General features: G+C 42.5%; 1 protein-coding gene. It reads left to right on the top strand.

Annotation, left to right across the window (positions count from 1 at the left end):
• The first annotated feature begins 365 nt into the window (after positions 1-365).
• Positions 366-860, top strand: a complete 495-nt coding sequence (locus L3X40_RS21965; protein WP_237367452.1) for a hypothetical protein — start codon at positions 366-368, stop codon at positions 858-860.
• Positions 861-923: the final 63 nt, after the last annotated feature.

Below are 923 nucleotides of genomic sequence, written 5' to 3' on the forward strand. Positions count from 1 at the left end.
CCGTAGTCTTCCTAAACCACAGAGAATCACAGCTCGCTGAAATCACTCAACATAATTTTCGGTTGGGCTCTAAGGCTTTCCGCTGCGCTTCGATGCTCTGGTCGCCCGTGCTGCAACGATAGTAAGCGATACGACTCATCTGATTATCCTTCTAGCTCATAAGATATGTATCTATATATGATCTAGATCATAAGTGAGTCAATATATCTTTTGAGCTAGACGGCAATGCCTATGCAGGCATGGCGCAAAGGTTACAGGTTTTGAGCGTAAGGCTATGGCGTTGACTGCCCACTTTCTATGGAGCACATGCTCGCTTGCAATCCAGATCGAATGCCGCACATCGAACTACAAATGAGAACAGGGCTATGACCAAGTTCTTCAATGATGTTTTTAATTTCTCAGATTGGCTTGCCCTTCTGCAAGTGATGACTGGCGTTTTGGCTCTAATCATCGCCCCTGAAACCATTAAGGCCTTATACCAGCGCCTTCGTTATAAGTTGCAAATCTATCCAATAGCGACCAACATACGTGAAGATAGAACTTCTCTATCTTGGATTTTAGAAATAGAGACCAAGAGACAGATCGATAAAAATGTATCGATATTTATTCATTCGAAAGGTGGCTCCAACATAAAGAGATTCAAATTTCACGGGCGTGTTGGGTCAGGAAATGCTGTAAAACTCAAAATTGATGAATATGGTCATGGCCGTATAGATATAGATAGAATGCCTAAGAATTCTAATTTTGCAGTTTACGCTTCGTTTGAATATCCAGATATGCCGTCATCGATTAGCCACGGAACCAATTCGATTATTAATTATTTTAACGAATTTAGAGTTAGAAAATACCTGAATGACTGACCGGCTGATGCCGGTAGGATCAAGTGGAGGGGCTGAAGCCGTTTCTGTGGGAATGCCGGTCCA

It is taken from the genome of Rhizorhapis sp. SPR117 (assembly GCF_021742065.1).